The organism is Pseudomonas sp. R19M (genome assembly GCF_050312585.1).
Classification (GTDB): domain Bacteria; phylum Pseudomonadota; class Gammaproteobacteria; order Pseudomonadales; family Pseudomonadaceae; genus Aquipseudomonas; species Aquipseudomonas palleroniana.
Window position 1 is genome coordinate 1 of record NZ_JBNPJV010000071.1, and the last position, 26,822, is coordinate 26,822.

Annotated in this window: 26 protein-coding genes; 20 read left to right on the forward strand and 6 right to left on the reverse strand. The window is 60.9% G+C overall.

The window, feature by feature from the left end; translation table 11 throughout:
* Nucleotides 1–126: 126 nt before the first annotated feature.
* On the forward strand, nucleotides 127–1,596 hold the full coding sequence (locus ACQRBT_RS14885) for a purine-cytosine permease family protein (protein WP_412047555.1): 1,470 nt from the start codon (nucleotides 127–129) through the stop codon (nucleotides 1,594–1,596).
* Nucleotides 1,589–2,506 carry a PfkB family carbohydrate kinase gene (locus ACQRBT_RS14890; protein WP_412047556.1) on the forward strand — a complete coding sequence of 306 codons (918 nt, stop codon included), beginning with the start codon at nucleotides 1,589–1,591 and terminating at the stop codon, nucleotides 2,504–2,506. The genes ACQRBT_RS14885 and ACQRBT_RS14890 overlap by 8 nt, the downstream gene beginning before the upstream one ends.
* Nucleotides 2,507–2,558: 52 nt before the next feature.
* Here the strand turns inward: ACQRBT_RS14890 and ACQRBT_RS14895 are convergent, their stop codons facing one another.
* The 3 genes from ACQRBT_RS14895 to ACQRBT_RS14905 are packed head-to-tail and all read right to left on the reverse strand — an operon-like array spanning nucleotide 2,559 to nucleotide 3,638.
* Nucleotides 2,559–2,939, reverse strand: a complete 381-nt coding sequence (locus ACQRBT_RS14895) for a Rho termination factor N-terminal domain-containing protein (RefSeq protein ID WP_412047557.1) — start codon at nucleotides 2,937–2,939, stop codon at nucleotides 2,559–2,561.
* Nucleotides 2,940–2,989: 50 nt separating this feature from the next.
* Nucleotides 2,990–3,256 (reverse strand): hypothetical protein, encoded by a 267-nt coding sequence (locus ACQRBT_RS14900; RefSeq protein ID WP_060756289.1) that lies wholly within the window; start codon nucleotides 3,254–3,256, stop codon nucleotides 2,990–2,992.
* Between the two features lie 49 nt (nucleotides 3,257–3,305).
* Nucleotides 3,306–3,638 (reverse strand): hypothetical protein, encoded by a 333-nt coding sequence (locus ACQRBT_RS14905; RefSeq protein ID WP_060756288.1) that lies wholly within the window; start codon nucleotides 3,636–3,638, stop codon nucleotides 3,306–3,308.
* Nucleotides 3,639–3,826: 188 nt separating this feature from the next.
* Here ACQRBT_RS14905 and ACQRBT_RS14910 point away from each other — a divergent pair, with 188 nt between their 5' ends.
* The 6 genes from ACQRBT_RS14910 to ACQRBT_RS14935 all read left to right on the forward strand — a co-directional run bounded on the left by ACQRBT_RS14910 (nucleotide 3,827) and on the right by ACQRBT_RS14935 (nucleotide 9,847).
* Nucleotides 3,827–4,306, forward strand: a complete 480-nt coding sequence (locus ACQRBT_RS14910) for a GNAT family N-acetyltransferase (protein ID WP_060756287.1) — start codon at nucleotides 3,827–3,829, stop codon at nucleotides 4,304–4,306.
* Nucleotides 4,307–4,648: 342 nt separating this feature from the next.
* Nucleotides 4,649–5,470, forward strand: a complete 822-nt coding sequence (locus ACQRBT_RS14915; RefSeq protein WP_412047558.1) for an SDR family oxidoreductase — start codon at nucleotides 4,649–4,651, stop codon at nucleotides 5,468–5,470.
* A 32-nt stretch (nucleotides 5,471–5,502) separates the two neighbouring features.
* Nucleotides 5,503–6,483, forward strand: coding sequence for a substrate-binding domain-containing protein (locus ACQRBT_RS14920; RefSeq protein WP_060756285.1), 981 nt, complete (start codon nucleotides 5,503–5,505; stop codon nucleotides 6,481–6,483).
* Nucleotides 6,480–7,979, forward strand: coding sequence for an L-arabinose ABC transporter ATP-binding protein AraG (araG, locus tag ACQRBT_RS14925; protein WP_412047571.1), 1,500 nt, complete (start codon nucleotides 6,480–6,482; stop codon nucleotides 7,977–7,979). The genes ACQRBT_RS14920 and araG overlap by 4 nt, the downstream gene beginning before the upstream one ends.
* Nucleotides 7,980–7,996: 17 nt before the next feature.
* Nucleotides 7,997–8,962 carry an L-arabinose ABC transporter permease AraH gene (gene araH / locus ACQRBT_RS14930; RefSeq protein WP_060756340.1) on the forward strand — a complete coding sequence of 322 codons (966 nt, stop codon included), beginning with the start codon at nucleotides 7,997–7,999 and terminating at the stop codon, nucleotides 8,960–8,962.
* A gap of 81 nt (nucleotides 8,963–9,043) precedes the next feature.
* On the forward strand, nucleotides 9,044–9,847 hold the full coding sequence (locus tag ACQRBT_RS14935) for an IclR family transcriptional regulator (RefSeq protein WP_060756283.1): 804 nt from the start codon (nucleotides 9,044–9,046) through the stop codon (nucleotides 9,845–9,847).
* Here ACQRBT_RS14935 and ACQRBT_RS14940 read toward each other — a convergent pair whose 3' ends face one another.
* Nucleotides 9,848–10,900 carry an NAD(P)-dependent alcohol dehydrogenase gene (locus ACQRBT_RS14940; protein WP_090369133.1) on the reverse strand — a complete coding sequence of 351 codons (1,053 nt, stop codon included), beginning with the start codon at nucleotides 10,898–10,900 and terminating at the stop codon, nucleotides 9,848–9,850.
* A gap of 222 nt (nucleotides 10,901–11,122) precedes the next feature.
* On the opposite strand from ACQRBT_RS14940, the gene ACQRBT_RS14945 reads away from it, so the two are divergent.
* Nucleotides 11,123–12,016 (forward strand): AraC family transcriptional regulator, encoded by an 894-nt coding sequence (locus ACQRBT_RS14945; protein ID WP_060756281.1) that lies wholly within the window; start codon nucleotides 11,123–11,125, stop codon nucleotides 12,014–12,016.
* On the opposite strand, the gene ACQRBT_RS14950 is transcribed toward ACQRBT_RS14945, so the two are convergent.
* Nucleotides 12,013–13,401, reverse strand: a complete 1,389-nt coding sequence (locus ACQRBT_RS14950) for a PLP-dependent aminotransferase family protein (RefSeq protein WP_412047559.1) — start codon at nucleotides 13,399–13,401, stop codon at nucleotides 12,013–12,015. The two genes, ACQRBT_RS14945 and ACQRBT_RS14950, sit on opposite strands and share 4 nt — an antisense overlap.
* A gap of 350 nt (nucleotides 13,402–13,751) precedes the next feature.
* On the opposite strand from ACQRBT_RS14950, the gene ACQRBT_RS14955 reads away from it, so the two are divergent.
* From ACQRBT_RS14955 to glyA, 5 genes are all read left to right on the forward strand, one after another.
* Nucleotides 13,752–14,957: a benzoate/H(+) symporter BenE family transporter gene (locus tag ACQRBT_RS14955; RefSeq protein ID WP_161549538.1), complete on the forward strand. Its 1,206-nt coding sequence runs from the start codon at nucleotides 13,752–13,754 to the stop codon at nucleotides 14,955–14,957.
* The gene (locus ACQRBT_RS14960) at nucleotides 14,954–16,126 is read left to right on the forward strand and encodes an NAD(P)/FAD-dependent oxidoreductase (RefSeq protein ID WP_412047560.1); all 1,173 of its coding nucleotides are present in this window, start codon (nucleotides 14,954–14,956) and stop codon (nucleotides 16,124–16,126) included. The genes ACQRBT_RS14955 and ACQRBT_RS14960 overlap by 4 nt, the downstream gene beginning before the upstream one ends.
* Nucleotides 16,127–16,155: 29 nt before the next feature.
* A complete protein-coding gene (locus ACQRBT_RS14965) occupies nucleotides 16,156–16,587 on the forward strand; it encodes a Rid family detoxifying hydrolase (RefSeq protein WP_090369141.1) in 432 nt (143 codons plus the stop codon).
* 88 nt (nucleotides 16,588–16,675) lie between these two features.
* On the forward strand, nucleotides 16,676–17,929 hold the full coding sequence (gene thrC / locus ACQRBT_RS14970) for a threonine synthase (RefSeq protein ID WP_244385230.1): 1,254 nt from the start codon (nucleotides 16,676–16,678) through the stop codon (nucleotides 17,927–17,929).
* An 11-nt stretch (nucleotides 17,930–17,940) separates the two neighbouring features.
* Nucleotides 17,941–19,179, forward strand: a complete 1,239-nt coding sequence (glyA, locus tag ACQRBT_RS14975; RefSeq protein WP_090369146.1) for a serine hydroxymethyltransferase — start codon at nucleotides 17,941–17,943, stop codon at nucleotides 19,177–19,179.
* Between the two features lie 63 nt (nucleotides 19,180–19,242).
* On the opposite strand, the gene ACQRBT_RS14980 is transcribed toward glyA, so the two are convergent.
* Nucleotides 19,243–20,907 carry an electron transfer flavoprotein-ubiquinone oxidoreductase gene (locus ACQRBT_RS14980; RefSeq protein ID WP_060756274.1) on the reverse strand — a complete coding sequence of 555 codons (1,665 nt, stop codon included), beginning with the start codon at nucleotides 20,905–20,907 and terminating at the stop codon, nucleotides 19,243–19,245.
* Between the two features lie 505 nt (nucleotides 20,908–21,412).
* Here ACQRBT_RS14980 and ACQRBT_RS14985 point away from each other — a divergent pair.
* From ACQRBT_RS14985 to ACQRBT_RS15010, 6 genes are all read left to right on the forward strand, one after another.
* Nucleotides 21,413–22,162: an electron transfer flavoprotein subunit beta/FixA family protein gene (locus tag ACQRBT_RS14985; RefSeq protein WP_014719538.1), complete on the forward strand. Its 750-nt coding sequence runs from the start codon at nucleotides 21,413–21,415 to the stop codon at nucleotides 22,160–22,162.
* A 2-nt stretch (nucleotides 22,163–22,164) separates the two neighbouring features.
* Nucleotides 22,165–23,094 carry an electron transfer flavoprotein subunit alpha/FixB family protein gene (locus ACQRBT_RS14990; protein WP_161549541.1) on the forward strand — a complete coding sequence of 310 codons (930 nt, stop codon included), beginning with the start codon at nucleotides 22,165–22,167 and terminating at the stop codon, nucleotides 23,092–23,094.
* Nucleotides 23,095–23,167: 73 nt separating this feature from the next.
* Nucleotides 23,168–23,983 (forward strand): substrate-binding periplasmic protein, encoded by an 816-nt coding sequence (locus ACQRBT_RS14995; RefSeq protein WP_104996182.1) that lies wholly within the window; start codon nucleotides 23,168–23,170, stop codon nucleotides 23,981–23,983.
* Between the two features lie 9 nt (nucleotides 23,984–23,992).
* A complete protein-coding gene (locus ACQRBT_RS15000; protein WP_104994573.1) occupies nucleotides 23,993–24,355 on the forward strand; it encodes a DUF4398 domain-containing protein in 363 nt (120 codons plus the stop codon).
* Complete coding sequence (locus ACQRBT_RS15005; RefSeq protein ID WP_412047561.1) at nucleotides 24,352–25,164, forward strand: OmpA family protein; 813 nt, start codon at nucleotides 24,352–24,354, stop codon at nucleotides 25,162–25,164. Before ACQRBT_RS15000 ends, ACQRBT_RS15005 begins: the two co-directional genes overlap by 4 nt.
* A 184-nt stretch (nucleotides 25,165–25,348) precedes the next feature.
* Entirely contained in the window at nucleotides 25,349–26,788 is a 1,440-nt protein-coding gene (locus ACQRBT_RS15010; protein ID WP_060756270.1) for a PLP-dependent aminotransferase family protein, read from the forward strand.
* Nucleotides 26,789–26,822: the final 34 nt, after the last annotated feature.

Sequence of the window (26,822 nt, forward strand, 5' to 3'; positions counted from 1 at the left end):
AGGGGGCTTGCTCCCGATAGCGGTGGGTCAGTTGATACATCAGGTGGCTGACCCACCACCATCGGGAGCAAGCCCCCTCCCACATGAATAAAACAACCATAACAATACCGGCACCAGGAGCTCCCCATGAGCAGCACTTCTTCCGGCCAGAGCGCCGGGCAACTGGAAACACGCGGCATCGAGCCCGTCCCTGAGAGCGAGTGCAACGGCCATCCGCTGCAACTGTTCTGGGTCTGGTTCGCGGCCAATATCAGCATCCTCGGCTTGCCGCTTGGGGCGACCCTGGTGGCGTTCCGTGGCTTGTCCATCTGGCAGGCGATCATTGTCGCCATCCTCGGCGCTGCCGGCTCCTTTGCGGTCGTGGGCATTATCTCGATCGCCGGGCGTCGTGGCCGGGCGCCCAGCCTGACCTTGTCCCGCGCCATCTTCGGCGTGCGCGGCAATATCGGCCCTACGGTGGTGTCGCTGATGTCGCGCCTGGGCTGGGAAACCGTCAACACCACCACGGCGGCCTTTGTGTTGCTGTCGTTGTGTTCGATCCTGTTCCAGTCGCCGGTCGAAGCGAAAAGCGCACCCGTGCTGACCTTGATCTTCATCGCGATTTTCGTGTTGCTGACCTTGTCGGTTTCCGGCCTCGGCCATGCGACGTTGCTGGTGATCCAGAAGTGGGCCACCTACGTGTTTGGCGCCTTGAACATTCTGGTGGGTGGCTTCCTCTGTGCCACCATCGACTGGAGCGCGGTATTCAATGCCACGCCGGCACCGCTGAGCGCGATGATCATCGGCGTCGGCACCATGGCCGCCGGTACCGGGATCGGTTGGGCCAACGCGGGGGCCGACATGTCGCGCTACCAGCATCGCAGCGTCAAGGCCGCGCGCCTGGTGGCGTCCGCCGCGTTTGGCGCGGGGATTCCGCTGGTGCTGTTGATCACCCTCGGGGGGCTGTTGTCGGTGGGTAATCATGACCTGGCCTCGGCCACCGACCCGATCATTGCGATCCGCGACATGTTGCCGACCTGGATGGCCGTGCCCTACCTGATCACCGCCTTTGGCGGGCTGCTGCTGTCGAACAACCTCTCGGTGTACTCGGCCGGGCTCACCACCTTGACCCTCGGCCTCAAGGTCAAGCGCGTGCATGCGGTGATCGTCGACATCGTGGCGATCTTCGCCGGCTCGATTTACTTCATGCTGATCGCCGACAGTTTCTATGGCCCGTTCATCACCTTCATCTCGCTGCTGGCGGTGCCGATTACCGCGTGGGTCGGGATTTTCGTGGTGGACTTGATCCACCGTCACTACTACAGCGCCAAAGACTTGCTGGACGTGAGCCCAAGCAGTGCCTACTGGTATCGCGGTGGCGTGGAGTGGCGTGCATTCGGCGCCTGGGCCGTGGCGATTGTGCTGGGCTTCAGCTTCACCACTATCGGTACCACCGCCGAAAATATCTGGTTCGCCGGGCCGTTGTCCGACTCCTGGCTGGGCCATAACGGCCTGGGCTGGATCGTCACCTTCCTGGTGGCCGGCGGGATGTATGCGGTACTGGGCGGCGCGGCCGACCGTCGCCCCGCGTTACTTGTCGAGAACCACAATGTCTAGATTGCTGCACACCGGCCAGGTCATCGTCGATCTGGTCATGGCGTTGGATACCTTGCCGGCCACGGGCGGCGATGTCTTGGCGCAATCGGCCAGCTTTGAAACCGGTGGTGGCTTCAATGTCATGGCCGCCGCTCGACGTAATGGGATGGCGGCGGTCTATCTGGGCCGACACGGTGACGGACGTTTTGGCGACTTGGCCCGTGCGGCGATGCAGGCCGAGGGCATTGAGATGGCCCTTGCGGCCAGTGCGGGCAAGGACACCGGTTTGTGCGTGTGCCTGACCGAAGCCACCACCGAGCGCACCTTCATCTCCCATATCGGCGTCGAGGGCGAATTGAGCGCCGAGGACTTGGCCAGGGTTCGACCGCAGCTGGACGACTACGTGTACGTCAGCGGCTACAGCCTATTGCTGGAGGGCAAGGCGCAGCCGCTGGTGGACTGGTTGCTGGCGCTGCCCCGGACGATCACGGTGGTGTTTGACCCTGGCCCGCTGGTAAAGACGCGAGACTCGGCCCTGATGCGCGCACTGTTGCCGCGTATCGATATCTGGACCAGCAATGGTCCCGAAGCCCTGGCATTTACCGGTGCGCCGCAGATTGCAGGCGCATTGCCACAGCTGAGCCGACTCCTGCCTGCCGGAGCATTGCTGGTGGTACGCGATGGGCCGAATGGATGCTGGGTCGGGCGCTCGGGAGCAGTGGAGCAGGTGCCCGGTTTCAAAGTGCAGGCCGTGGACAGTAACGGCGCCGGGGATGCGCATGCGGGCGTGTTGATTGCCGGCTTGGCCAACGGCTTGAATCCTGTTTCGGCAGCACGACGGGCGAATGCGGCGGCGGCATTGGCGGTAACGCGCTGGGGGCCGGCGACGTCTCCCGGCACCGCTGAAGTCGACGCATTAGTCGCGCAATAAATGGGGGAGGGGGCATGCCCCTCCCTTATCTGGAACGGCTTTGGAACTGCGCTCAGCCCGCTTTACGCAGCGCTTCGATCAATTGATCCTTGCGCATGCTCGACCGACCAGGAATATCCTTGGCCCGCGCTTCCTTCAACAAGCTCTCCTTGGTCTGGGTTTCCAGCGATGCACGGCTGCTGCGCGGGTGTCCCTGACGCGAGGCGGCGGCGCGCTTGGCCGACTCATGCCGGTCCTCGGCTTTCTGTGCAGAGGGCTTGCGCCGGCCCGAACCGCCCGCCTTTTCGCCACCGCCGGACTGCTTGTTCACAGTGGCCCAGGCGCGGGCTTCCGCCTCTTCCTTGGACAGGCCCTTGTGCTCATAACTCTCCTCGATACGCGCGGCTTTACGCTTTTGTGCGGCGGTGTATTTGGCTTTGCTTCCAAGAGGCATTGCGATACTCCTCCTGGCCCCGGCAGCGGGGCCAGACCAGACAAAATGAATTACTGCGGGCTGTTACCGTCGAGCTTGCGCGCTTCATCAACGCCAGAAGCGGTCAGCTTGATCGGCAGGTTCAACGAATATTCACCGGCATCGTCGGTGGTCACATGCCCATCCTTGATAAACCCGCGCTCCTGCAGGAAGGCCAGGACACTGGCCACCTCCTTTTCGCCGCGGTAGTTATCCAGCACCTCCTTGCCCAAGCCGTTCGGGTGAGCGTGCAGCAGGCGGGTGAGGACTTCTTTCTCAAGGTTTCTATCGACGTTCATGTGTACCTCTTCACTGGGGAATGATCGGGTGTTCGTCATGCTCGCGGGGTCAAGGCGCAGGCTGTTTCGGTGCGCCAGGAATATTGCTGTCGTCGCCTTTGTTCACTTTGGGTTCGGCATTCACACCCGGGCCCATCTTGCCATTGCCCACGGCAGGCGGCGCCTGGCGCTGGGTATCGTTGCCCTGGGTACGTGGGTCGGCACCGGCGCCGTTATCGATGATCGCGCCGCCGTTGGTGTCCATGCCGGTGCCCATGGATTTTTGCGATTCGCTGGTGGCCGGGTTGGTCGGCCCTGTGGAGGAGGTCGCGGCAAACGCGCTCAGCGCAGTAGCAGACAGCAGGCCGGTGAGGGCAAGGGCGGCAAACTTGGAATGCTTCATGGGGATGTCTCCATAGAGTTAATGTCCTTACCTCTTATTGGTCCGCCCCGGTTTGTGGATCGTGCCTTGCTGACGACGAGCGGTAGCGGGGCACCTGTAAAATTTTGTGTGGCAGGCCGCCAATTGCCCTGCAATCAGTCATCAAAGCCCCTTAGTATGTGTGCTTTGAAATTGTCCAAGGCCTGCCCATGACCATCGAGATTCGCCCCGCCGTGCCCAGCGATGCTGCGCAGATCCTGACGTTTATCACCGAGCTTGCCGAATACGAAAAGGCCCGGCATGAAGTCATCGCCAGCGTCGCGGATATCGAGCGCAGCCTGTTCAGCGAGGGCGCGACGGCCCATGGCTTGATGTGCCTGCGCGACGGCTTGCCGATCGGCTTTGCGGTGTTCTTCTTCAGCTACTCCACCTGGCTTGGCAGCAACTGCCTGTACCTCGAAGACCTGTACATCAATCCCGAACAGCGCGGTGGCGGAGCCGGCAAGAAGTTGTTGCGCCACTTGGCGAAGATCGCCTGCGACAACGGTTGTGGGCGTTTCGAGTGGAGCGTGTTGGACTGGAACGAACCGGCCATCGCCTTCTATAAATCCATCGGCGCCCAACCGCAGGAAGAATGGGTGCGCTACCGCATGGAAGGCGACGCTCTGCGCGACTTCGCCCAGGGCTGACCCGCCCTAATGTGGGAGGGGGCTTGCCCTAATGCCTGTCAGTTAAGCGATAAAGCGAGCGATGGATAAATTGTGGGAGGGGCGGTGCGACGATTCGACTTGCTCCCGATAGCGGTGTGTCAGGTTCAGAAACCGTGACTGACACACCGCTATCGGGAGCAAGCCCCCTCCCACAGTGACAGCGTTAAGCTTTAACTGACGCATTAGGGCTTGCCTCCTCTCACATTATTTTTATTTTTTCTCACTATATGGGATGTAAATTTATATATTGAGATGTCTCGAAAGATGGGTTTATAGTCGCCTGCATCAGCACTCACTACCAAAAATAAAATAGGTGAAGCGATGCAGTCCCAACCGTTGTCATTGCCTGCGGTGCCCGAGCCTACTTATGGCGAGCGCCTGAACAACAAAGTGGTGATCGTCACCGGGGCCGCCCAGGGCATTGGCGAGGCGATCGTGGCCTGCTTCCAGGCCCAGCAGGCGCGCCTGGTTATTGCCGATGTGCAGGCCGAAAAGGTCGAGCAAGTCGCCGCCCACTGGCGTGAGCGTGGCGCGCAAATCGTCGCGCAGCCGGTCGATATCACTTCCAAAGAGCAATGGCAGGCACTGGTCAATGTGGCCATCGAGCGTTTCGGTCGCGTCGATGTGCTGGTCAACTGCGCCGGGGTCAATGTGTTCCGTGACCCACTGCAGATGACCGACGAGGACTGGCGCCGCTGCTTCGCCATCGACCTCGACGGTGCCTGGTTCGGTTGTCGCGCCGTGTTGCCGCACATGATCGAGCAGGGCATCGGCAACATCATCAATATCGCCTCCACCCATTCCAGCCACATTATTCCCGGTTGCTTTCCTTATCCGGTGGCCAAGCACGGCCTGCTCGGTCTGACCCGTGCGCTGGGCATCGAATATGCGCCCAAGGGCATCCGCGTCAATGCCATCGCCCCGGGCTATATCGAAACCCAACTCAACGTCGACTACTGGAACGGTTTCCCCGACCCCCAGGCCGAGCGCCAGCGCGCCTTCGACCTGCACCCGCCCAAGCGCATCGGCCAGCCCATCGAGGTGGCGATGACCGCGCTGTTCCTGGCGACTGACGAAGCGCCTTTTATCAATGCAGCCTGCCTGATGATCGATGGCGGGCGTTCTGTGATGTACCACGACTAAAGCGTTTCCCAAGAATAAGAAGGAGGTGGTTCATGCTTAAGAAAACACTCGGCACGCTGGCGCTCGCCGTCGCTTTCAGCGGCTTTGTATCGGCCGAAGAAGTGAAGATCGGCTTCTTGGTCAAGCAGGCCGAAGAGCCCTGGTTCCAGACCGAATGGGCGTTTGCCGAGAAGGCCGGCAAGGAGCACGGTTTTACCGTGATCAAGATTGCCGTGCCGGACGGCGAGAAAACCCTCTCGGCCATCGACAGCCTGGCCGCCAACGGCGCCAAGGGCTTTGTGATCTGCCCGCCGGATGTGTCGCTTGGCCCGGCTATCGTCAGCAAGGCCAAGGTCAATGGCTTGAAAGTGATGGCCGTGGATGATCGTTTTGTCGACGCCAAGGGCAACTTCATGGAAGACGTGCCGTACCTGGGCATGGCCGCCTTTGAAGTGGGCCAGAAGCAGGGCGCCGCAATGGCCGCCGAAGCGAAAAAACGCGGCTGGGACTGGAAGGAGACGTACGCGGTCATCAACACCTATAACGAACTCGATACCGGCAAGAAACGCACTGACGGCTCGATCAAATCCCTGGAAGAAGCCGGCATTCCCAAGGACCACATCCTCACCGCCGCGCTCAAGACGCTCGACGTTCCCGGCAGCATGGACGCCACCAACTCGGCCCTGGTCAAGCTGCCCAGCGGCGCGAAGAACCTGATCATCGGCGGCATGAACGACAACACCGTGCTTGGCGGCGTGCGCGCCACCGAAAGCGCCGGCTTCAAGGCGGCCAACGTGATCGGTATCGGCATCAATGGCACCGACGCCATTGGCGAGCTGAAAAAGCCCGACAGCGGCTTCTACGGTTCAATGTTGCCCAGCCCGCATATCGAGGGCTACAACACGGCGCTGGCGATGTACGAGTGGGTCACGACGGGTAAAGAACCGGCAAAGTACACGGCCATGGATGAAGTGACGCTGATCACCCGCGCCAACTTCCAGCAGGAACTGACCAAGATCGGTCTGTGGAAATGACCGGCGCGGCCTTGCGTTTCAATGGCATCGGCAAGGAGTTTCCCGGGGTCAAGGCTCTGGCGCAGATCAGCTTTGAAGCACGGCCGCACACGGTCCACGCGTTGATGGGCGAGAACGGCGCGGGCAAGTCGACGCTGCTGAAAATATTGGGCGGTGCCTACATCCCCAGCAGCGGCACGGTGCAGATCGGCGAGCAGACCATGGCCTTCAAATGCGCCGCCGACAGCATTGCCAGTGGTGTCGCGGTGATCCACCAGGAGTTGCACCTGGTGCCGGAAATGAGCGTGGCCGAGAACCTGTTCCTGGGGCACTTGCCGACGCGCTTTGGCGTGGTCAATCGAGGCCAGCTGCGCAAGCAGGCGCTGGCGTGTCTCAAGGGCCTGGCCGATGAAATCGACCCGGACGAGAAACTGGGACGGTTATCCCTGGGCCAGCGCCAACTGGTGGAAATCGCCAAGGCGCTGTCCCGTGGCGCCCATGTGATTGCCTTCGACGAGCCGACCAGCAGCCTGTCGGCGCGGGAGATCGACCGCTTGATGGCGATCATCACGCGTCTGCGCGATGAGGGCAAAGTGGTGCTGTACGTGTCCCATCGCATGGAAGAGGTGTTCCGTATTTGCGACGCGGTGACCGTGTTCAAGGACGGCCGCTTCGTGCGCACGTTTGATGACATGCGGGCGCTGACCCATGACCAGTTGGTGACCTGCATGGTCGGGCGGGACATCCAGGACATCTACGATTATCGCCCGCGTGAGCAGGGCCAGGTGGCGCTCAAGGTCGATGAGCTGCTTGGCCCCGGCTTGCGTGAGCCGGTCAGTTTCCAGGTGCATCAGGGCGAGATCCTCGGCCTGTTCGGGCTGGTCGGGGCAGGGCGCACCGAGCTGCTGCGCTTGCTCAGCGGTTTGACCCGCAGTAGCGCCGGGCGCCTGGCGCTGTGCGGGGAAACACTGCAATTGCATTCACCTCGCGACGCGATTGCCGCCGGGGTGTTGCTGTGCCCGGAAGACCGCAAGAAAGAAGGCATTATCCCGCTGTCCAGCGTGGCCGAGAACATCAACATCAGTGCCCGGGGTGCGCATTCGAGGTTTGGCTGGTTGTTGCGCGAGGGTTGGGAAAAAGGCAACGCCGACCAACAGATCAAGGCGATGAAGGTCAAGACACCGAATGCGGCGCAGAAGATCCTGTACCTCTCCGGCGGCAACCAGCAGAAGGCCATTCTCGGCCGCTGGCTGTCGATGCCGATGAAAGTGCTGCTGCTGGATGAGCCCACGCGCGGTATCGATATCGGTGCCAAGTCGGAGATTTACCAGATCATCCATAACCTGGCGGCGAGCGGTATTGCGGTGATCGTGGTGTCCAGCGACTTGATGGAAGTGATGGGCATCAGCGACCGCATCCTGGTGATGAGCGAAGGCGCCCTGACCGGCGCATTGCCCCGCGAGCAGGCGGATGAAGCACGGCTGTTGCAACTGGCTCTCCCGCGCTCGCGGGCTTGAAGAATGCGAGGTGAATGATGTCCGAAGTAAAAACTGCAAAAGGCTTCTGGCCGGGCTTCAACCAGCGCAAGTTCCTCGATGATTGGGTGATGCTGTTGGCGGCGCTGGGCATCTTTGTGCTCAGTGCGCTGTTTATCGACAACTTCCTCTCGCCCCTGAATATGCGTGGCCTGGGCCTGGCGATTTCCACCGTGGGCATTGCGGCGTGCACCATGCTGTTCTGCCTGGCGTCGGGGCACTTCGACTTGTCGGTGGGCTCGGTGATCGCCTGCGCCGGGGTGGTCGCGGCCATCGTCATGCGCGATACCGACAGCGTGATGCTGGGCATCGGCGCGGCATTGTTGATGGGACTGATCGTCGGGCTGATCAATGGCATCGTCATTGCCAAGTTGCGCATCAACGCGTTGATCACGACGCTGGCGACCATGCAGATCGTGCGCGGCCTGGCCTACATCTTCTCCAACGGCAAGGCGGTGGGGGTGATGGATGAAGGCTTCTTCGTGTTCGGCAACGGCCAACTGATGGGCGTGCCGGTGCCGATCATCATCACTGTGGTGTGTTTTGTGTTCTTCGGCTGGCTGCTCAACTACACCACTTACGGGCGCAACACCATGGCCATCGGTGGCAACCAGGAAGCGGCGTTGCTGGCCGGGGTGAACGTCGATCGGACCAAGATCATCATCTTTGCCGTGCACGGTCTGATCGGCGCCCTGGCCGGGGTGATCCTGGCGTCGCGCATGACCTCGGGCCAACCGATGATCGGCCAGGGGTTTGAGCTGACGGTGATCTCCGCCTGCGTGCTGGGCGGGGTGTCGTTGAGTGGCGGTATCGGCATGATCCGGCATGTGATTGCCGGGGTGTTGATTCTGGCGATCATCGAGAATGCGATGAACCTGAAAAACATCGACACGTTCTACCAATACGTGATCCGCGGTTCGATCCTGTTGCTGGCGGTGATCATTGACCGCCTGAAACAACGCTGACCCCACATTGGATCTGCACTGTATTGACGCCCGGTATTTGCCATAATGCCGCTCGTTTTCGTACCACCACATAGGCCCGATATGCAGGAAAACGCCCACACCCCCGTCAAAGACGCCGCCCCAACCGGCACCCAGACCCTGCTGCGTGGCCTGGGCGTGGTGCAGGCGGTGGCGGCCGGTGCGCGCGACTTGAAGGAAATCGCCAAGCGCATTGGCACCACCCGCAGTACCACCCACCGCCTGGCCAGTTGCCTGGTGGAGGAGCGTTACCTGCGCGTGGTGCCGCAAGTCGGTTATCTGCTGGGGCCGAAGTTGATTGAACTGGGGTTCCAGGCCCGCGAAGAGTTGCCGTTGGTGACCCTGGCCGTGCCGTATCTGGACGAGCTGTCGGCCCTGACCGGAGACACCATCCACCTGGCGATTCGTGAATACGACGACGTGCTCTACCTGCATAAGAACCCCGGCCGCAATGGCCCGGAAATGCGCTCGCGGGTCGGCCATCGCATGCCGTTGGCGCGTACCGGTATCGGCAAGGCGCTGCTGTTGGATGACAGCGTAGAAGAGTGGCAGCGCCTGTACGAAGTCAGCTTGCCGGCCAGTGGTAAAAGCCAGGCATGGCCGCAACACCCGGAGCAATCCTGGGCGCAGTTCGAGCAGCGCATGCGGGAATATGTGGTGGGGGGGTATGCGTTCGATCTGGAAGACAACGAACCGTCGATCCGTTGTGTGGCGGCCCCGGTGCGCGACGCCAGCCGGCGAATCGTCGCCGGCATCAGCATCGCCAGTACCGTGCCCTATATGCCGCTGGAAAAAATGGCCGAGCTGATCCCTGTGGTCAAACAGGTCGCAGCCCGGCTGTCGGCGGAGTTGGGCGCGAAAGCCTGATCAGGCTTTCAGGGTCGCCATGTCGATGACAAAGCGGTACTTCACATCACCGGCGATCATGCGGGTGTAAGCCTCGTTGATCTGGCGGATGTCGAGCATTTCGATATCGCAGGTGATGTTGTGCTCTGCGCAGAAATCCAGCACTTCCTGGGTTTCGGCAATGCCGCCAATCAACGAACCGGCCAGCACCTTGCGCCCCAGTACCAGCTTGGCCGCATTCACCGGCGGGTCTACCGGCTCGATCAGGCCGACCAGGATGTGCACGCCGTCAAAGCGCAGTACGTCGAGGTAGGGGTTCAGGTCGTGCTGCACGGGGATGGTGTCGAGCAGGAAGTCGAAGCTGCCGGCGGCGGCTTTCATCTGCTCGGCATCGGTGGACACGATCACGTGATCGGCGCCCTGGCGACGGCCTTCTTCGGCCTTGCTCGCCGAACGGGTGAACAGGGTCACTTCAGCGCCCATGGCCTTGGCGAACTTGATGCCCATATGGCCCAGGCCACCCATGCCGAGCACGCCGACCTTATCGCCGGCCTTCACGCCGTAATGCTTGAGCGGCGAGTAGGTGGTGATGCCGGCGCAGAGGATCGGCGCGGCGCTGGCCAGGTCGAGCGTGGCCGGGATCTTCACCACAAAGTGCTCGCTGACCACGATGCTGTCCGAGTAGCCGCCCATGGTGTTGCTGCCGTCTACGCGGTCCGGGGTGGCATAGGTCATGGTCGGACCTTCCAGGCAGTATTGCTCCAGGTCGGATTTGCACGCCTCGCAGTGGCGGCACGAGTCGACCATGCAGCCCACGCCGACCAGGTCGCCGACTTTATGCGCGGTGACGTTGGCGCCGATGGCGGTGACCTTGCCGACGATCTCGTGGCCCGGCATCAGCGGGTACACGGCGATGCCCCATTCGTTGCGGGCCTGGTGGATGTCGGAGTGGCAGACGCCGCAGTAGAGAATCTCGATGGCCACGTCATCGGCGCGCGGGCTGCGGCGCTGGAACGACATGGGGGCGAGGGGAGTGGTGGCCGACTGAGCGGCATAACCGATGGCGGTGTACATGGTGAACCTCGCAAAAGGAATGAACAGGGAGGTGGCGCATTCTGCGCGCCGACCCTGGGAGCGAACATGGCAAATGCTCCGAGTCTCATGCCTAAAGCTCCGGAGGAGCAGCTAAAAGCGGCAAGCTGCCAGCGGCAAGCTATAAACTGCGTACTTCTTGCAGCTTGCGGCTTGAAGCTAGCTAGCCTGCACCAAGACGTGATTTTTCCGAGAGCTGCTTTTATGTTGTTGACTCGCCATCTCGATGCCAACGCGACGTTGGTTGCCTTGATTGAGGGGCTGGCGCCCCGCGACGGTTTTTCGCCCACTCATTTGCCTGGCGTGCAGCTTCTGCGCGCCAGTTGCGATGTGGCGCGCGGGCCGCAGATCTATGAACCGAGCCTGATGTTCGTCGCCCAAGGCAGCAAGGTCGCCTACCTTGGGCCGCGCACCTTGGAGTACGGCGCCGGGCACTACTTGATCCAGGCGATGCCGGTGCCGTTTGAGTGCGAGACGTTCGCCATGGCTGCGGATGCGCCGCTGCTGGGTGTGACGGTGGGCATTGACCGCGTCGTGCTGGGCGAGTTGGTCATGGCCATGGGCATTCAGGCCGGGCCGCCGCCGACGGCGCAGACGCTGGAGTCGATGAGTTCGGTGGTGTTGGATGATGCCATGCGCGGGTGTGTCGAGCGGCTGCTGGAGTGCCTGCACGATCCGCTGGAAAGCCGGATCCTGGGGCCGGCGCGGGTGCGCGAGTTATTGTTCACTGCGTTGCGCGGGCCGCAGGCCGATGTGCTGCGCGCACTGGTGGAACAGCAGGGGCAGTTTTCACGGATTGCCACCTCGCTCAATCACCTGCATGCCCATTACGCCGAGCCGCTGAATATCGAGACCCTGGCAGGCTATGCGCACATGAGTGCGTCGACGTTTCATGAGCACTTCAAGCGCTGCACCTTGTTGTCGCCGGTGCAGTATCTGAAACGTCTGCGTTTGCTCAAGGCCCAGCAGTTACTGTTGGTGGAAGGCATGGGCGTGGCGCAGGCGGCGCACAGTGTGGGGTACCAGAGCACGTCGCAGTTCAGCCGCGAATACAAACGCTACTTTTTGCGCAACCCGGGCGAAGAGCGAGCGGCCTAGTAATAACGTCGCGGGTCGGACTCGATCAGGCTGGCCAATTTGGTCAGGGCAAAGCGCAGTTCGTCCTGGCTGGTGGGCGACATCAGCACCAGTCGCACGCTGCGCGTGACCCCGGAACGTTCGGCCTGGAACTGCGTACCACTGAGTACCAGCACGCCATTGGCGCGCGCCAGCATGGTGAATTCGTCGCTGGTCCAAGGCTGCGGCAGTGTCAGCCAGACATGGTAGGAGTACGGTTGGGTCTTGAGTTCGAAGTTGGCGAAGATCTCTTGGGCAATCGCCTGCCTGCCCGCGGCTTCGTTGCGCTGGATGCGCATCAGTTTTTTGTCCAGGCCTTCGGTGATGACATTGCTGGCCAGTTGCGCGGTCAGCGGCGATGGCATCCATACGCTGCTGCGCACCATCGACGTGAGGCGTGAAAGTAGTTTTGGCGGGCTATAGAGATAGCCGATGCGCAGCGCGGGCATCACCGACTTCGACAGACTGGTGAGGTACACCGAGCGATCCGGGGCAAACGCCGACAGGGGTTTGATTGACGGGTCGGTGGCCAGGAAACCATAGATATCATCGTCGAGAATGATGAAGTCGAACTCCTCCGCCAGCGCCGCGATTTGCGCCCGGCGTCGTTGCGACATGATCGCCGCCGTCGGGTTCTGACAGGTCGCCACGCACACCAGCATGGCGGGTTTTTCGCGCTGGCACAGCTCGCGCAACGCCTCGGGAATGATCCCTTCATCGTCCATCGGCACGCCACGCAGGCGGCGTTCAAGGCCGTGGGCCAGGGAAATGATGCCGGGATAGCAGAGTTCTTCGCACAGCACCAAGTCGCCGGCGTTGGTCAGGGCACTCATTGCGACCATCAAGCCGTGCTGGGCGCCGGCGGTGATGATCACCTGCTGCCATTGTGCGTCGGGCAACGAATGCCGCAGCCACTGCGCCCCCGCCTCACGGTGTGCCGGGTGCCCACCGTCTGGCGCGTAATCCAGGGCTCGGGCGAAATCGGTGCTCTTGGCCAAACCCACGAGTGCATCGCGCAGCCAGTATTCCAGGGTTTCGCTGGAGGGCTTGATGATCGAAAGATCGAGCAGTTCGGACTGACCCAGGTTCAGTGTTGCAGCGCTGTTACTGGCGGGCAGCTCCAGCTGTTTTTGATTGAGCACATACGTGCCGCGCCCCACTTCCCCCTGCACCAGCTTACGCCGATGAGCTTCGCTATAGGCCCGGCTGATGGTGCCTGGTGTGACATTCAGCGTCGTGGCCAGCTCCCGCAAGGTCGGAAGACGGTCACCCTCGCTCAACACGCCGTTATTGATATCGCGCGCCAACGCATCGGCAATCGACAAATACATCGGCTGGTTGAACTCGCTTAGCTGGGGAACCCACATGAATGATCACTGCCCATCGTAGAAATGATGAATATCCGAGCATATCACATGGAGGTTAGACAACTGATAAATCGAGCTAATCTGACAATTGAGTCGATTGATGTAGTGATTGAGTCGAAGAGAATTAAGCGATGATGATATTTTTTAAAAGAAAAATAACTAATTAAATCAATTTATTAATTGGTTTATAGGGCGAAAATCAAGACCGCTGGCAAAAAAACATCTCGTAACAACCTCGCTGCCTATTGAATCAATTCAATTCATTCAAATACACTCGTCTCGAATCGAATCAATCGACTCAATCAATCCACTGGTCACTGCGCGACTCCGCCGCGCCAAGTCGAGACATCATGGACACACTCAGAAAGGATCTATCCCTGTCAGCCGTCATCGCGGGCTTTATCGCCGTGATCATTTCGTATGCCGGCCCCTTGATCATCGTGTTTCAGGCGGCCAAGGAAGCGCACCTGCCCAATGACGTGGTGTCTTCATGGATCTGGGCGATTTCCATCGGTAGCGGCATCACCGGTCTGTTCCTGAGCTGGCGCCTGCGGGTACCGGTCATTACTGCATGGTCAACACCGGGGGCGGCGCTGCTGGTGTCGATGCTGCCCACTGTGACCCTGCCGCAGGCTATCGGTGCGTACGTGGTGGCGTCGGTGATCATTGCGCTCGTCGGTTTGTCCGGCGCGTTCGACAAGCTGATGAGTCGCCTGCCCAAAGCGATCGCTGCCGCCATGCTGGCGGGCATTCTGTTTCGCTTTGGCGCTGAACTGTTTACCTCGATCAGGCTGCAGCCGGCGCTGGTGCTGTCGATGATCGCGGCCTACTTGATGTTCAAACGCTTTTCGCCGCGCTACGCCATTCTGTCGGTGTTGATTATCGGGTGTGCCGTAGCCGCCTCGTTTGGCGAGCTCAACAGCGGTGCAATCACCATCGCCGTGGCACATCCGGTGTTTATTGCGCCGGAGTGGAACTGGCACGCGATCATCAACATCGGCCTGCCGCTGGCGCTGGTGACACTGACCGGCCAATACGTGCCGGGCATGGCCGTGTTGCGCACTTCGGGCTACAACACCCCGGCGCGTTCGATCATCTCGGTCACGGCCATCGGTTCGGTCCTGATGGCACCGTTCGGCTCCCACGGCTTCAACCTCGCTGCGATTACCGCCGCCATCTGCACCGGCCGCGAAGCCCATGAAAACCGCGATAAACGCTACATCGCGGGGATCGCATGCGGGGTGTTCTACATCCTGATGGGGACCTTTGGTGCGACCCTGGCCTCCGTGTTTTCCGCACTGCCCAAAGAGTTGATTGCGTCGCTGGCCGGCCTCGCGCTGTTCGGTGCAATCAGTGCCGGGCTCACCGGTGCCATGGCGGACGAGAAACAACGGGAGGCGGCATTGATTACCTTCCTGGTGACGGCGTCGGGCATGAGTTTCCTCGGTCTGGCCGCAGCGTTCTGGGGCCTGATTTTTGGCTTGGTGGCGCACTTCGTGTTGACGTACACCCGGGAAAGCAAAGCTGCCGCATTGGCCGAGGGCAGCCGACCATGAGCGCCTGTTATGACTTTATTGTGGTGGGCGGTGGCATCGCCGGTGTGTCTGCGGCGTATGAGCTGGCGGCCCATGGCAGTGTCTGCCTGCTCGAGCGCGAACAGCAGTTGGCCTATCACACCACCGGCCGCTCGGCGGCCATTTCCATGGAAAGCTATGGCAACCAGCAGATCCGCTCGCTGACCTGTGCTTCCCGGCGTTTTTTCGAGAGCCCGCCCGAAGGCCTGGCCGAACACCCGTTATGGTCGCCACGCGGCGCGTTGATCGTGGCGCAGGCCACGCGAGTGGAGGCACTGACGGCGCGTTTGCGTGACGTGCTCGAGCAGGTTCCGAGCGCCAGGCTCCTTGACGATAAGCAGGTGCTGGAGCTGGCGCCGTACCTGGCCGAAGGCGTCTGGAGCGCGGGTATCTACGAACCCAGCGCTTTCGATCTGGATGTGCATGGCATTCACGGCGCCTACCTCGGTGGCTTTCGGGCTCGCGGCGGTGTGATCAAGCGTGAGGCCGAGATGGTGCGCGGCGAACATCGTAACGGTCATTGGGCCCTGCATACCGCTGACGGCCAACGGTTGGAAGCGGCCGTCGTGGTCAACGCCGCCGGCGCCTGGGCGGATGAGCTCGCCGAGCGCTGCGGTATGGAAAAGGTCGGTGTGCGGCCGCTGCGTCGCACGGTGCTGGCCGTTGACCCGCACTGTGACGTGCACCACACGCCTTACCTGGGCACCATTGACGAAGATATTTTCATCAAGCCCGAAGCCGGGCGTCTGATCGTTTCGCCTTGTGATGAAAGCCCCTCGCTGCCTTGCGATGCGTTGCCGGAAGAACTGGATCTGGCCATCACGATGGACCGCCTGCAAAGCACGACGCGTTTGCGTCCACGCTCGATCATCAACAAGTGGGCGGGCCTGCGCACTTTTGTCGCTGACCGTTCCCCGGTACTCGGCCAAGACCCGCAGCAAGAAAGCTTTATCTGGCTGGCCGCCCTGGGTGGCTACGGCATTCAGGCTGCGCCGGCCATTGCCCGGTTGTGCAGCCACGCAGCGCTGGGCATCGCCATGCCGGCGGACCTCGCGGCGCTGAAACTCAACTACCAGCATTTTTCCCCGTCTCGCTGCCGTGACGAGGATTTTTCAGGCCTGGCCGTCACACAGGTTGCCGATTTGCACTAACCCCAACCCGCTTAACAAGGAACGTCACCATGCAGACAAATGCTCAGCTCCAGCCTGTCGCCAAGCCTTTCCTGGGCGAAGACAACGTGATTTTCACTGACAAGGCGCCGCTGCCACTGGGGACGTATTCCCAGGGTATCAAGGTCAGTCAAGGGCAAACCATTTACCTCTCGGCGCAGACCCCGGTCTCGGCGTTGAACAATGAGGTGCTGGCCAAGGACTTCGAAGGCCAGTTGCGCCAGACCCTGGATAACTTGCAGCAAATGGCCGAAGCGGCGGGTGGCACCTTGGCGAATGTGGTCAAGGTCACGGCGTTCATCACTGACCTGAGCGAATTTCCGACGCTCAACCGGGTGATGGAGGAGTACTTCACCAAACCCTACCCAGCCCGTACGACCGCCGGCGCCAGTGCCCTGGCACGCAACACCCTGGTTGCCATCGACGCGATCATGGTGGTCTGAAACACCTTGCGTCCGTGAAGTGCCCGCCGGCCCAAAGGGGCCGGCTTCGGCGGGAACCACCCGCACGTCATACTTTCAGGAGGGGGCTATGAATCATTCGTGTAGAGAGTATGTGTTGCAGTGCCTGGTGTGTGATCGCAGCTACCAGCCGCATGAGGTCAGCTATTACTGCCCTCATTGCAAGACTGAAGGGGCGCTCGATGCGCTTTACGACTACCCGACGCTCAAACGCGAATGGTCCAGGGGCCGTCTGGCCCACGATCATGCCCGTGGCATGTGGCGCTATGACCGGTTGATGCCGTTGAGTTCGACGCAATTCATTCCGCCGTTACTGGTGGGGAACACGCCGCTGTATTCGCGGCCGGAACTTCTCGGCAAGGGGTCGCGGATCAAAGTCTTTATCAAGGATGAATCCCGCCAGCCCACCGGGTCGCTGAAGGATCGCGCCAGTGCCCTGGCTGTGGCCCACGCCATGCAATCCGGCGCACGCACCATCGCGGTGGCAAGCACCGGCAACGCCGCTTCGGCCCTGGCCGGAATGAGCGCCAGCCTGGGCCTGCGCAATGTGATTTACCTGCCCAAGACTGCACCCCGGGAAAAGCTCGCGCAGATGCAAGGCTACGGCGCCGAGATTGTGCTGGTGGACGGCCAATACGACGAAGCCTTCGAACAATGCCTTGACGCCTGCGAAACCCACGGCTGGTACAACCGCACCACCGGAATCAATTCGTACATGAGCGAAGGCAAGAAAACCGTAGCGTTCGAGCTGTGCGAACAGCTCAACTGGCAAGTCCCGGACCTGGTGTTCGTGCCGGTGGGTAATGGCTGCATTCTCGGCTCGGTCTACAAGGGTTTTTTCGACTTGCTGCAGTTGGGCTGGATTGAGCGTATTCCACGCCTGATCGGCGTGCAGGCCGAGCACAGTAATTTCATGTACCGCGCCTGGCGCAGTGGCCAGCCCATGCAGCAGGTAGAACGCATTCCCCCCACCAGCCTGGCCAGCAGCATCAACGTAGCCCTGCCGCGCGACCGTCTCAAAGCCCTGCGTGCGGTAACCGCCAGCGAGGGTGAGTTCATTTGCGTCAGTGACCCGAGCATTGTTGCCGCCGCTTCCCGGCTAGCCGCCAGTACCGGGGTGTTTCCCGAAGCGGGCGCCGCCAGCGCGTTCGCCGGGTTGCTCAAATATGCCGAGGAGAATCCCGGCACTGCGCAAACTGCCGTGATCCTGATCACCGGCAGCGGCTTGAAAGACACTTCCATTTTTCTATCCGACTCGGCCAGAAACCTGTCACGGGTGCAGTCGCATTCCGTGCCTGCGGCACTGGCCGACGAGTTCACCTGAGGAATCACAGCATGAGCCTGCAAAATTTTGACCCCGCCGTAGCCCGCTTGATCGAGCGTGAGCGCAACCGTCAGGAAACTCACCTGGAACTGATTGCGTCAGAAAACTACGTCAGCGACGAAGTGCTCCAGGCCCAGGGCTCGGTGCTCACCAACAAGTATGCCGAGGGCTATCCGGGCAGGCGCTATTACGGCGGGTGCGGCGTTGTCGACGAGATCGAAAACCTGGCCATAGAGCGCGCCCGCAAACTGTTCAATTGCGAGTACGTCAACGTCCAGCCGCACTCCGGGTCCCAGGCGAACCAGGCCGTGTTTCTGGCGGTGCTTGAACCGGGCGACGCTATCCTGGGGATGTCCCTGGCCCATGGCGGTCACTTGACGCACGGCGCCTCGGTGAATTTTTCGGGCAAGTTCTACCGGGCGTTTTCCTACGGCCTGGAGCGTGAAACCGAGACTCTCGACTACGCCGAGATGGAAGCGCTGGCCCGAGAACACAAACCGAAGTTGATCATCGCCGGGGCTTCTGCCTATTCGCGAACCATCGATTTCCAGCGTTTTCGCAAGATCTGCGACGAAGTCGGCGCCTACTTGATGGTGGATATGGCGCACTACGCCGGGTTGATCGCGGCAGGGGTGTACCCATCGCCCGTCGGTATCGCCGATTTCATCACCTCCACCACCCACAAGACCTTGCGTGGTCCGCGCGGCGGCTTGATCCTGGCCAAGGCGCAATACGCGGCGCTGCTCGACAAGACCATTTTTCCCGTTTATCAGGGCGGGCCGCTGATGCATGTCATCGCCGCCAAAGCCGTGGCGTTCAATGAGGCGTTAAGCGATGGGTTCAGGCACTACCAGCAACGGGTGATCGACAACGCCCGCACCATGGCCGGCATTCTCACGCGCCGTGGTTTGCGCGTGGTGTCCGGTGGCACCGATTGCCATATGTTCCTGCTCGATCTGCGCTCGATGAACATCACCGGCAAAGATGCCGAGGCGTTGCTGGAGAGCGCCCACATCACACTGAACAAGAATGCGATCCCTGATGACCCGCAGAAACCGGCGGTCACCAGCGGCATTCGCATCGGCACGCCGGCGCTGACCACTCGTGGTTTTGGCGAAGCGGAGTGCGCCGAAGTGGCGAACCTTATCGCTGACTTGCTGGAGCAGCCCAATAACGCGGCGCTGCTGGATAAGACTCGGCGCCGGGTGATGCATTTGTGTGAATGTTTTCCGGTGTATCTGTTGCGCTGATACTTTGTTGCGCTGATAAAAAAAGCCAACGCCGAAGGGCGTTGGCTTTTTTATGCGGCTGGCTTACATATTCGGGTAAGTCGGCCCACCCGCGCCTTCCGGCGTTACCCATGTGATGTTCTGCGAAGGGTCCTTGATGTCACAGGTCTTGCAGTGCACGCAGTTCTGGGCGTTGATCTGGAAGCGCTTCTCGCCGTCTTCCTGGGTGATCACTTCATACACGCCGGCCGGGCAGTAGCGCTGCGCCGGTTCATCGTAGAGCGGCAGGTTGGTGCCGATCGGGATGCTCGGGTCTTTGAGCTTCAAGTGGCACGGTTGCTCTTCTTCGTGGTTGGTACCGGAGATGAACACCGAGCTCAGCTTGTCGAAGCTCAGCTTGCCGTCGGGTTTCGGGTAGTCGATTTTCTTGCTGTCCTTGGCGAGCTTGAGGCAGGCGTAGTCCGGCTTGGTGTCGTGCAGGGTGAACGGCATTTTGCCGCCCAGGATGTTCTGGTCGAACCAGTTGAAGCCGGCACCGAGGATCGGGCCGAACTTGTGCATCGCCGGGCCGAAATTGCGGCTGGCGAACAATTCTTCGTAGAGCCAGCTGGACTTGAAGCTGTCGACGTAAGCGGTCAGTTCATCGCCGCCTTCGGATTCGGCGAACAGACGGTCGGCCACGGCGTCGGCGGCGAGCATGCCGGACTTCATCGCGGTGTGGCTGCCTTTGATCTTGGCGAAGTTCAGGGTGCCGAGGTCGCAACCGATCAGCGCGCCACCTTTGAAGACCATCTTCGGCAGCGAGTTCAGGCCGCCTTTGCAGATGGCACGGGCGCCGTAGCTGATGCGCTTGCCGCCTTCGAGGTACTGGGCCAGCACCGGGTGGTGCTTGAGGCGCTGGAATTCATCGAAGGGCGACAGGAAGGTGTTGCTGTAGGACAGGTCGACAATCAGGCCGACAACCACCTGGTTGTTCTCCAGGTGATAGAGGAACGAGCCGCCAGTGTTTTCGGCGCTCATGATGTCCAGCGGCCAACCGGCGGTGTGCACCACCAGGCCAGGTTGATGCTTGGCTGGGTCGATTTCCCAGATTTCCTTCAGGCCGATGCCGTAGTGCTGCGCGTCGGCATCACTGTCCAGGTTGAAGCGCTTGATCAGTTGTTTGCCGATGTGGCCACGGCAACCCTCGGCGAACAGCGTGTACTTGCCGCGCAGTTCCATGCCTGGGGTGTACACGCCTTCTTTCGGATGGCCTTCGCGGTCGACGCCGAGGTCGCCGGTGATGATCCCGCGGACCACGCCATTTTCGTCGAACAGCGCTTCCTGGGCGGCGAAGCCTGGGTAGACTTCAACGCCCAGGTTCTCGGCCTGCTGGGCCAGCCAGCGGCACAGGTTGCCCAGGGAGATGATGTAGTTGCCTTCGTTGTGCATGGTCTTGGGCACAAAGAAGTCGGGCACCTTGGTGGAGGTTTCGGGGCTGCGCAGTACATAGATGTCATCGCGCACCACGGGGGTGTTGAGCGGGGCACCGAGTTCCTTCCAGTCCGGGAACAGTTCGTTCAGGGCACGTGGTTCGAACACGGCACCGGAGAGGATGTGGGCGCCGACTTCGGAGCCTTTCTCGACCACGCAGACGCTGATTTCTTTACCGGCTTCGGTGGCCTTCTGCTTCAGTCGGCAGGCGGCAGACAGGCCCGCCGGGCCGGCGCCGACGATGACCACGTCGAATTCCATGTATTCGCGTTCCACAGGCTATCTCCTACTCAAGGCTCAACAGGCTTTTTTTCTAATGGGTGGAGGTTTCGGTGACGTCTGGCGCCTAGGCCTGACCCACCTTGCTCTCTAGGTGGCGCATTATATATAGACCACTGTCAGCGTCCAATACAAACGTTTGTTTGAATTGCTTGGAAGCTAGGTAAATCAAAGCAACGCGGCTTATGACAGGCTATTTTGGCGTATTGACCAGAATAGGCGTTCCGGTCAATATACGGTCGGTTTTGCGCTTACCGTAGGCAGACTGCAGGTTTCAAGAGCACGTCCAAAGGCAGGAAAGGTGAAGCGTGCCTCAGCGATGGCGCGCAGTTTACACGCTGCGATAAAGAATGACCTCCCGGTCACCACTGACGAACGGTCATCGCTATCCCATTGTCGTGCCATCTCTGCCGTCTTTGGAGGTGCCCTTGTGTGCCGATGAGCATCAACCGCCAGGTTCGCCTAGGCGACTTTCTTTTCACCGGAGAGTAACGAGGAATCCATGAAGGTTCTTGTAGCTGTCAAACGCGTTGTCGATTACAACGTGAAAGTTCGCGTCAAGGCGGACAATTCCGGCGTCGACCTCGCTAACGTCAAAATGTCGATGAACCCTTTCTGCGAAATCGCCGTGGAAGAAGCCGTGCGCCTGAAAGAGAAAGGCGTGGCGACTGAAATCGTGGTGGTTTCCATCGGCCCGACCACTGCTCAAGAGCAGTTGCGTACCGCCCTGGCACTGGGCGCCGACCGCGCCATCCTGGTCGAGTCCGCTGAAGAGCTGACTTCCCTGGCCGTTGCCAAGTTGCTCAAGGCCGTTGTCGACAAGGAACAGCCTCAATTGGTGATCCTTGGCAAACAGGCCATCGACAGCGACAACAACCAGACTGGCCAGATGCTGGCTGCACTGACCGGTTACGGCCAGGGCACCTTCGCCTCCAAAGTCGAAGTGAGCGGCGACAGCGTAGCGGTCACCCGTGAAATCGACGGCGGCGCACAGACGGTTTCCCTGAAACTGCCGGCCATCGTCACTACCGACCTGCGTTTGAACGAGCCGCGCTACGCGTCGCTGCCAAACATCATGAAAGCCAAGAAGAAGCCGCTTGAAACGCTGACTCCGGATGCTTTGGGCGTTTCCACCGCCTCCACCAACAAGACTGTCAAAGTCGAAGCACCGGCTGCACGCAGCGCGGGCATCAAGGTCAAGTCGGTGGCTGAACTGGTCGAGAAACTGAAAAACGAAGCGAAGGTAATCTAATCATGACTATCTTGGTAATCGCTGAACACGACAACAAAGTGCTGGCCCCGGCCACTCTGAACACCGTGGCTGCCGCTGCGAAAATCGGTGGTGATATCCACGTACTGGTTGCAGGCCAGGGCGCTGGTGCCGTAGCTGAAGCCGCCGCGAAAATCGCGGGCGTGAGCAAAGTCCTGAACGCTGACAATGCCGCCTACGCGCATCAGCTGCCGGAAAACGTTGCTCCGCTGGTTGCAGAACTGGGCAAGGGCTACAGCCACATCCTGGCTGCCGCGACCTCCAACGGCAAAAACATCCTGCCACGCGTTGCCGCGCAGCTGGACGTTGACCAGATCTCCGAGATCATCTCGGTAGAAAGCGCTGACACGTTCAAGCGCCCGATCTACGCCGGTAACGCTATCGCGACCGTACAGTCCAACGCCTCGGTCAAGGTCATCACCGTGCGTGCCACCGGTTTCGACCCGGTTGCCGCAGAAGGGGGCTCGGCTGCGATTGAAGCCGTTGCCGCTGCCCACGACGCCGGCACTTCCGGCTTTGTTGGCGAAGAGCTGGCCAAGTCGGACCGTCCTGAGCTGACCGCTGCCAAGATCGTCGTTTCGGGCGGCCGTGGCATGCAGAACGGTGACAACTTCAAGCACCTGTACGCCCTGGCCGACAAGCTGGGCGCGGCGGTCGGCGCTTCCCGCGCTGCTGTCGACGCAGGTTTCGTACCCAACGACATGCAGGTCGGCCAGACCGGCAAGATCGTTGCGCCGCAGCTGTACATCGCCGTCGGTATCTCCGGTGCGATCCAGCACTTGGCGGGTATGAAAGACTCCAAAGTGATCGTTGCGATCAACAAGGACGAAGAAGCCCCGATCTTCCAGGTGGCTGATTACGGCCTGGTGGCGGACTTGTTCGAAGCAGTGCCTGAGCTGGAGAAGCTGGTCTAATCCAGCGGCTTCACTTATAAAGAGCCCGGTCCTTGTGACCGGGCTTTTTTTTGACTATTCGGAGAGCTTCGCCATGCAACTGCGCCCCTGGGTGGTACTGCTGGGCCTCACGCTGCTGCCAAGCCTGGCGCTGGCCGCCGGCAAGTGTGAGCGCCTGGTGATTACCGGCAGCCCGGACGCACCGCCCTTGTTGTGGCGCGATCCCCAGGACCCGACGCATCTGATCGGCGCCACCGCCGACGTGCTGCAACAAGTTGGCAAGGACCTTGGCCTGAAAATCGACCTGCTCTACGGCGGCAAACGCTCCCTGGCCCTGGATGAGGTGCGCAGCGGGCGCATGGACCTGCTTGCCGATGCGCCGCTGAACCTGGGTGAGTTGGAAACTCTTGATTATATCCACCCGGCGTTGGTGCAGATCGATTACCTGGTCTGGACCCGCAAGGACTCGCCCCTGGTCTACACCACGGCCGCCGACCTGCACGGCCATAAAGGCGCGGTGTCGGAACGTGCCCGCCTGAGTGCAGGCCTGGAAACGTTCGCGGGCCAGCAGTTGAACCTGCAACGCTTGCCCAGCCTGACGCCGGCCTTCCAGAAGTTGCTGCTCGGGGAAGTGGACTACGTCATTGCCGGGCGCTATTCCGGGATGGCCATGGCCCAGAGTCTGGGCATGAGCAACGATCTGGTGGCGCGCGAAACCCCGGTCGACCAGCCCGGATTGTATTTGGCGGTTTCCCACAACTCGGCCTGCAATGATCCGTGGCTGCGCGGACAGCTGGCCAAAAAGATGACAGAATTGCCCACGTCCGACGTCGCGCACACCGCGCTGCAGCGCAATCTTGAGCGCTGGAAAGCGCAACTGCAGCAACCCGTCGGCACCTCAGCAAAGTAAGGATTTACCGTGACTCTTCGACCTTTTTTCGCGGCCCTCGCCGTTGTCGCTTTGGCGGGATGTGCCGCTGATCCTGCGCCGAATGAACAGATTCGCCTCACCCAGCAAGCCTTGGAACAAGCCAGCGCCGTGGGTGCCAATACCGATGAATCACCTGACCTGAAACTGGCTGAAGACAAATTCGCCAAGGCCAAGGCTGATATGGCTGGCCAATCCTATAAGGATGCGCGCATGCAGGCCGAACAGGCCGAGCTGGACGCGCGCCTCGCCGAAGCGCGGATTCTGACTCGCAAAAGCCAGGAGCAACTGAACGTGCTCAACACCCGCATCACTCGCCTGCGCAAGCAATTGCAGTTGGGAGAAGCCCAATGAGCCCGATCATCCGTGGTTTGAGTTGTGCTCTGTTGCTGGGCAGTGCCGCCTTGGGGGGGTGTGCCAGCCAGCCTAACAGCGAGCAGGCGTTGCAGCAGGCCGGCAGTGACTTCCAGAAGGTCAAGGAAGACGCCAATGTGCTGCGTTTCGCGCCTAAAGACGTGATTCGTGCTGGTGAGTCCCTGGCTCGCGCCGACCGCCTGTCCAGTTATTGGGGCAGCGGTGCCGACGTGGTGCACTACGCTTACCTGAGCCAACGCTACAGCGCGATCGCCCGTGAGCATGCCGAGCAGGGTCTCAACGCCGAGCGCGGCACCAAGCTCGAACTGGAACGCCAGCGCCTGCAATTGGCCCTGCGGGAAAATAAGCTGGCCAGCGTGCAGCAGCAGGGCAAGTGGGTTGAAGCACAGATCGCCAGCCTCACCACCCAGACCGATCGGGGCCTGGTGATGACCCTGGGGGATGTGCTGTTTGATACCGGCGAAGCTGAACTGCAGAACTCGGCCAGCCGTACAGTGCTGAAAATTGTGCAGTTCCTGCAACTGAACCCCAAGCGTCGGGTGCGCGTCGAGGGCTACACCGACAACACCGGAGGCGAGCAGGACAACCTGAAACTGTCCCGCGACCGTGCCCAATCGGTGGCAGACCTGTTGATTGACCTGGGTATCGATGACAACCGTATCGAGGTCGAAGGTTACGGCGACCAGTACCCGGTGGAAGCAAATGCCTCCGAGCGTGGCCGCGCGCTGAACCGCCGGGTGGAAATTGTATTTTCGGACGAAAAGGGCCAACTGGGCGCCGCTCGCTGAGAACTCGCCTCCAATGAAACTGTAGGAGCGAGCTTGCTCGCTCCTACACGCGACACCCCCCTACAGTTTTTGCTGTCACTCCCGCCTGCGCTCGACTATTGTGGCAACTGTCCCCGTACACTTCTAAACTGTGCCGGTATGTTTCACACAAAAATAAAATACCCGTGAAATCGAGTGCTGCGTCATGACCAATCTGTTGCTTTACCAACGTATTGCCCAGCAACTGGCTGAGGACATCCGGCGCGGTGTTTATCAACCGGGAGAGCGCGTGCCGTCGGTGCGCAAGATGAGCTCCCAGCTCAACGTCAGCCATGCCACCGTGTTGCAGGCTTACGCCAACCTGGAAGACCAGGGGCTGATCCGCGCGCGGCCGCAGTCGGGCTACTACGTGCACCAGACACCTGCGCTGACGGCGCCCACGCCGGACATCGCGCGGGTCGAGCGTCCAGGGTTGGTCACCCGCAGCAGCATCATCCAGCAGGTATTGGTCGAGTCGCGACGCGAAGGTGTATTCCCGTTGGGCGCTGCGGTGCCGAGCGTCGACTACCTGCCGGTACGCGCACTGCACCAGCAGTTGGCCAAGGTCACGCGCTTCCAGAGCCCGCGGGCGTTCAGCTACATGTTCAGCCCCGGTTTCGAACCGCTGCGCCGCCAGGTGGCGATTCGCATGCGCGACGCCGGCGTCGTGGTGGACCCCTCCGAAGTGGTGATCACCCACGGCTGTGTGGATGCATTGCAGATGTCATTGCGTGTGCTCACGCGGCCCGGCGACCTGATCGCGGCTGAATCGCCCACTTATTATGGGTTGCTGCAACTGGCCGATCTGCTGGGCCTCAAGGTCATCGAGATCCCCAGCGACCCTGCCACCGGCATGAGCCTGGAAGCCCTGCAATTGGCGGCGAACCAATGGTCGATCAAGGCCCTGGTATTGACCACCCGCCTGAGCAACCCGTTGGGCGCGACCATGCCGGAAGAGCGGCAGAAGCAGTTACTGCGCCTGGCCTCGGATTTCGATATCCAGATTGTCGAAGACGATATCTACGGCGAACTGATGTTCGAGGTCGGTCGCACCAAGGCCCTCAAAGCCTATGACCGCCTGGATCGAGTGATCTACTGCTCAAGCTTTTCCAAGACCTTGTCGCCCGGTGTGCGAATCGGCTGGATGATCGCCGGCAAGTACCAGCAGGAAATCCAGCGCTTGCAGATGTTCAGCACCCATTCCGCCTGCAGCGTCACCCAGATGGGCGTTGCCGCTTACCTGGAGAACGGTGGCTACGACCGGCATCTGCGCTACATCCGCCAGGAATACCGTAAGAATCTCAGCGCGTTCCAACTGGCCGTGCAGCAGTATTTCCCTGAAGGCACGCAAATGACCCGCCCAACCGGTGGCTTTATCCTGTGGGTCAGTTTACCGGGGCGGGTCAATACCCAGGAACTGCACGTGCGTGCCTTGCAACAGGGCATCAGCATTGCCCCTGGGGTGATTTTCAGTAATACGGAACAGTTCAACCACTGTATTCGCCTCAACTGTGGGACGCCGTGGAACCGCGAGGCGGAGCGGGCATTGATGACTCTGGGCATGCTTGCCAGCCAGTTGTGCCAGGAAACGGCGGCAGGCTTTTGAGGCGTAGAAAGGGGACAGTTCGCCTGCATGGCTG